The following is a 5,063-nucleotide window of genomic DNA, read 5'->3' as shown; positions in this document are numbered from 1 at the left end:
CGCCGACATCGCCAATTACCCCTGGCTCGCGCCTTTCGTTGCCGGGCAGATCTACAACGACGCCAAGACCTTCCTGTCGATCGACGAATACACCAACGTCGCGCGCTGGGTGGCGGAAATCGGCGCGCGTCCGGGCGTCCAGCGCGGCCGGATCGTCAACAAGGTCTGGGGCGACGAGGACACCCAGATGAAAGAGCGCCACTCGGCCGCCGACTTCGAAGGCAAGCGGCTGGTCACCAGCGCCCCGGTCTGAGCGCGACGCGAAGGGGGCGGATTACGCGCTTTCGCCCCCTTCACATCCTGATTTCAGCCGCTATAGGACGCGCCTCTTGCTGGGGCGTAGCCAAGCGGTAAGGCAGCGGTTTTTGGTACCGCCATGCGAAGGTTCGAATCCTTCCGCCCCAGCCATCGACTCCTATGTGTATCGTCATCGGAGTCGCGACCGCCGGTTTTCCCGGCCAGTAACCTGATCTGCTGTAGTTCGTTGAGTTCGGTCGCGCTGCGCACGCCCGAGCTGTTGCCAATATTCTCTGCCAGCTTTCCAGCCGACGCTCTCAGGATTCCTGCGAGGTCGCCATGTAGATCGATTGTCAGAGCGCTTCCGTCCCCGGTGGGAGTGAGGACGATCTTGTCGATGAGCTTTCTGATGAGCTTCGCGGACTCGTCGCGATGCTCGGGATCATTCAAGCTGACCAATAGACGCTGCACTTCCTGCTGGTAGCGCAGCGCCATGTTCGGATGGACGTAGACTGGCGCTTCTCGCTTGTCGTGAAGCGTTTCCTCCAACGCCAGTTTGCGCTGTTGAAGGCCATTGATTTCGTCGCGGATCAAAGTCGGATCGATGCCATTCTTGATGGCTTCGATCAGCTTCGCGATAGCCCGCTCCGTCCGCTCAAGCTCTGCACGTCCGACGTTGAGCGAGGCATTATGCTCCATGCGCACCTTGTTGAGGTGACGGGTATACTCCTCACAGAAAATCTTCGTGAGGTCGGGATTCATCAACTTGCCGCGCAGCGCGCCGAGGACCACGTCCAACAGCCGTCTCTCGCTGATCGTGAGCCTGTTCGAGCACGTACCCTTATTCCGGCGCGCGGAGCAGCTATACTGCGTAGCAGAGATCATCGAGAATCCGCCGCCACAGCAACCGCATTGCAGCAGGAATGAAAGCAAACGCTCCGGCCTGCGCTTCGCGGTGTAGTTCGGCTTGGCATCCAGATCGCGCTGGACGCTTTTCACGGACTGCCAGAGTTCGTCGCTGACGATGCGCAGATGCGGCACTTCGGTGCGAACCCATTTTGACTCGTCATTCAGACGACCGTTCTCGCGGCCGGTGTCGGGGTCTTTGAAGAAGCTCTGCTTCCCCCAAATTTGCATTCCGATATAGAGTTCATTGTTCAAGATACCGGTGCCGCGACGCCGGTTGCCGTTGATGGTGCTGGCTGCCCAAGTGCGTCCGCCTTGAGCAGGAACACCTTCGGCATTGAGCTCCGTTGCGATCTTCTTCGGGGATTTGCCCTTCGCATAGTCGGCAAAAATGCGTCGCACGATGGCAGCCTGTTGCTCGTTGATCTTGCGCTCGCCGCTGATGCGATTGCCTTTGGCATCATAGCGCGGCTCGATGTCATAGCCGTAGCTCTTGCCGCCGGTGCTTTCGCCGTTGATCGCTCGCTCTTTCTGTCCGCGATGCACGCGGCGCGACAAGTCCTGAAGATAGAGCGCCGACATCGTTCCCTTGAGGCCAATGTGCAGCTCGCTGATCTCGCCCTCCATCAGCGAGATGATCGCGATGTTCCGAAACCGCAGACGCTTGTGCATATGGGCGATGTCTTCCTGATCGCGGCTCAGGCGATCGATCGACTCCGTGAGGACGATGTCAAACTGATGATCAAAGGCAGCAGATAGCATCGACTGCAAGCCAGGGCGCATCATGTTCGCCCCGCTTAGCGCCTTGTCCTGATAGACGCCCGCTACTTCCCAACCCTCAGCTTCAACGCGCTGCATGAGCATGCGCAGCTGCTGGTCGATGCTGGAGTCCTTCTGATTTTCCGAGGAATAGCGGGCGTAGAGGGCGACTTTTGTCATTGCGGCGAACCTTTCTCAAGGCCTCCAATATAGCGCGTTTCCAGTGACTTGAGAAACATCTTATAGTCATTTTCCGCAGATATCCGAGCCAAATGACGAACAAGCTCGGTAAGTGCCAATGAAGGCGGAAGTGTCGCAGCTGTGAATTCCAGTGCGACCAACTTCTTGTCGGCTTCATCATCTAAAGGCATTTTGAACCTGCCTACCTTTCAATTCCATAATACCACAGAAACAGCAGTTTCTGTTCGAGATCATGTGCTGCAATGCAGCAGCCGTGCGGCTTTCAGCGCATCGTTACGCTGAGGGCCGCAGTAATTCTTGGGTATATGGCAGGTATCCGCTGAGAGTGCCGGGGATGGCGACATCGCCTCACACTACCAGCACGGCCTCATGTGAACCGAGCTTGGCGATGGGCATCGCCGCCTTTACGACAAGCCATGGCCTTCGACTGGTTAACCGCTTCAACGAATGCTCGCACCGAGCTCTATCGAGCGTGCAAGCGCGTCGTCGACGGTCACTATGTCGGCGACTGGCCAAAATTTATGAACGTCGTCTTCGATGGCAAGTTTGCCGCTGGCATCGGTTTTCTCGATAATTTCAGAACTGGGCGTATCGGTCGCCCTAAGGCGGCCGCGCTCGCACGCTGGCTATCGATTCATCATACGCAGGAAGCCTCGCTGCTCGCTGCTCGCATCGCAGCGTTGGATGATGTCTCTCCATGCGCTTGGGATGAACTTTGCACCGAGCGGGCCGAACGAGGGCGATTGTCGATCACGCGGCTGAATGATCTTGCCATTGTCGGCTTTGCCCATACGAAAGCCGAGATGGCGGTACGGCTTCGCCTCGGCGAAGAATTCTGCCTGCGCTTCGATAGCCCGCATCAAGGACATGCCTTCGCCATGCAATGCGTGCGCGGCGCATGGCATGTCTTACCCCTAAGTCCGACGTGTTCGATTGTCTCGATCTCGAAAGGGATCGTCACTCTCCCGCGCGACGAGCAGGATGGAACCGTCATCCCGCTCGCCGATCATGAGGACGGTGGCAAGGTAGGCTTCATCATGGCCGTATCAATTTCGCCATTCCCCGATGATCTCATCGACAGGCTGGCTATCGATGGTGCGTTCGACCGACCGACCCTCGACGGCATCGCCCGGTCAATCGCGGCAAGCGACAATGTCGCGCTTCATGAGGCCAACGCACTGATCATCTAAAACGATAGGGCTCAAGCGCGGCATCGAGCGCGGGGTCGTCGATCATGACCACCTCGCTCTCACTCGCAAATTGAAAACCCGGCAACTGCGTTTCGAGTTTGATAAGCGTCTCTTCGATCTCGCTCATGACAGATTGGATCGACGGGTGTGATGCGGCTTCTCGCATCAACCCGGTCAAGGCCGCGAGACGCGCACGCGGCGCTGGGTGGGTGAGATTGTCTGACTGATCGGCGAAGCGCTGATACTCTTCGAACAGCCAGGTCATCATATAGGTGCCGATGATCGTCATCTTGAACCGCTGAGCATCATCGTACGTGAGGAGGCCTTGGATGTTCTCCGCACCGCCATTGTGAATCCGCAGCAGCCAATCGAGCGCCGTCAGGTCGGCATCGGTTTCTAGGATATGCCGAAGCCTGCGTTGATCATCGGCAGTGCGCTCAGGAGTCTTTAGCCTCACAAGGCCAAGCGGTGCCGCCGCGCTGATCAGAGTTCCCGACAGGCGCTGATCGCGCATGAACAACACATGCCCGTTGATGCAGTGCGCGAGTTCGTGGAACCACACGAAACGCGACATGAGCAGACCCATATAGATGGCCGCGCGATGGCGCTCTTCGCAGCGCGGGATGCGCACACGATCCCGTTCGGGATCGACGCTGGCATCTTCGATGGTGATCCGCAGCGCCTGCAATCCCGGCGGCTGATCTTTGCCCATCACCGGCGATATCTCCTCCTCCGCTTTGCCGATATCGGGCATCACCACACTCTGCGTGAACAGGAAAAGCGCGAACTCGATCATCGTCGCCAGCAAGGCTTGATGCATCATCACGTAGTGCATGCCATCTTCGAAATCGGCGAACGCGTCAGGCGTCAGGCGCTCGACGTAGCCCGCCTGCATACGAAGGGGGGCGCCACTCGCATTGCGGAACATTTCCGCATTCGCGATCAGGTTTCTGAAGCTCGCCTGCGACACCGCGAATATCTGTTCGTCGGGTTTGGCCGGATCAGGCTCGAAGACTTTCGCCTGATGCCTTCGCTGCACGAAGTCATAAAATGGGAGCATGGTGAACCGTTTTCGCTCTTATGTGCGGCATCTGAAAGAAGTCCGGCTGCACCGCAGTCCGGTTCGCTTCGCGATAACCGCAAGCTGTGTGTGGTAGTACCACACAGCTTGGCAAGGGGCACCCGCTGCGCGTGCCCCGTTGCATCCCCTCCGGCCGTCCGGCGCTTCCCATGACCCGTCTCTCTGCCCAGATGAATACCGTCGTATTCAGGGGCAATCGTTCTGGGTCGGTCAGCGCCGGATGACAACGTATCGCCGTTGCACCACTCGCAAGGGAGACTTCGCTCTCCCCTGCACCCCATGATGAGGGAGCCTTCGCGCTCCCCTCAACCCCATCGACCAAGGGGCTTTCGCGCCCCTCTGGACACCCACGACCAACCGCGCGCCGATTGGATGCCGATCAGGTCCGTCGCGACCCGATACCCACGAGCAGGGCTTGGAGAATTCCGTCTCCACCTGCACCGAACCATGAATGAACGCCGCGCCCGTTCAATCGGCGATCACGGAAGTGTCTTATTGCCTTGAGGCACTTCACAAAACAGCCGTTTTGTGATTTCCTTAAAGGCTGTCATCGGGCAGCAAGAAAATAACAAAATGGAGTTCCAATGCTCACCGGTGAAATCCGCAACCAAGTCGATCAAATCTGGAATGCCTTCTGGTCGGGGGGTGTGTCCAATCCCCTGTCCGTGATCGAGCAGATCACCTATCTG

4 protein-coding genes, 1 tRNA gene and 3 pseudogenes are annotated in these 5,063 nt (G+C 58.1%); 5 read left to right on the top strand and 3 right to left on the bottom strand.

The window, feature by feature from the left end; all coding sequences use genetic code 11:
* The 3 genes and pseudogenes from C0456_RS19460 to C0456_RS19450 all read left to right on the top strand — a co-directional run.
* Window positions 1-253, top strand: a pseudogene (locus C0456_RS19460) (glutathione-dependent disulfide-bond oxidoreductase); the annotation flags it as partial.
* Between the two features lie 80 nt (window positions 254-333).
* A tRNA-Gln gene (locus tag C0456_RS19455) sits at window positions 334-408 on the top strand.
* A gap of 330 nt (window positions 409-738) precedes the next feature.
* Window positions 739-1,164, top strand: a complete 426-nt coding sequence (locus tag C0456_RS19450) for a hypothetical protein (protein ID WP_291055935.1) — start codon at window positions 739-741, stop codon at window positions 1,162-1,164.
* Here the strand turns inward: C0456_RS19450 and C0456_RS20990 are convergent.
* Together C0456_RS20990 and C0456_RS19440 are read right to left on the bottom strand one after the other, a co-directional pair.
* Window positions 1,069-2,082 (bottom strand): annotated as a pseudogene (locus C0456_RS20990) (recombinase family protein); the annotation flags it as partial. The gene C0456_RS19450 and the pseudogene C0456_RS20990 sit on opposite strands and share 96 nt — an antisense overlap.
* Entirely contained in the window at window positions 2,079-2,273 is a 195-nt protein-coding gene (locus C0456_RS19440) for a hypothetical protein (protein ID WP_291055929.1), read from the bottom strand. The gene C0456_RS19440 and the pseudogene C0456_RS20990, both read right to left, overlap by 4 nt.
* A gap of 246 nt (window positions 2,274-2,519) precedes the next feature.
* Between C0456_RS19440 and C0456_RS19435 the strand changes: the two genes are divergently transcribed.
* Entirely contained in the window at window positions 2,520-3,293 is a 774-nt protein-coding gene (locus C0456_RS19435) for a hypothetical protein (RefSeq protein ID WP_291055926.1), read from the top strand.
* On the opposite strand, the gene C0456_RS19430 is transcribed toward C0456_RS19435, so the two are convergent.
* The gene (locus C0456_RS19430) at window positions 3,286-4,353 is read right to left on the bottom strand and encodes a hypothetical protein (RefSeq protein ID WP_291055923.1); all 1,068 of its coding nucleotides are present in this window, start codon (window positions 4,351-4,353) and stop codon (window positions 3,286-3,288) included. The genes C0456_RS19435 and C0456_RS19430 overlap by 8 nt on opposite strands.
* 605 nt (window positions 4,354-4,958) lie before the next feature.
* Between C0456_RS19430 and C0456_RS20985 the strand changes: the two are divergent.
* Window positions 4,959-5,063: pseudogene (locus C0456_RS20985) on the top strand (N-6 DNA methylase); the annotation flags it as partial.

The organism is Hyphomonas sp., from assembly GCF_013823385.1.
Classification (GTDB): domain Bacteria; phylum Pseudomonadota; class Alphaproteobacteria; order Caulobacterales; family Hyphomonadaceae; genus Hyphomonas.
This window is presented reverse-complemented; position numbering and strand designations above follow the sequence as displayed.

Coding starts and splice junctions, on each gene's coding strand:
- C0456_RS19435 (WP_291055926.1), top strand. CDS start 2,520: ATGGCCTTCGACTGGTTAACCGCTTCAACGAATGCTCGCACCGAGCTC.
- C0456_RS19440 (WP_291055929.1), bottom strand. CDS start 2,273: ATGCCTTTAGATGATGAAGCCGACAAGAAGTTGGTCGCACTGGAATTC.
- C0456_RS19430 (WP_291055923.1), bottom strand. CDS start 4,353: ATGCTCCCATTTTATGACTTCGTGCAGCGAAGGCATCAGGCGAAAGTC.
- C0456_RS19450 (WP_291055935.1), top strand. CDS start 739: ATGGACGTAGACTGGCGCTTCTCGCTTGTCGTGAAGCGTTTCCTCCAA.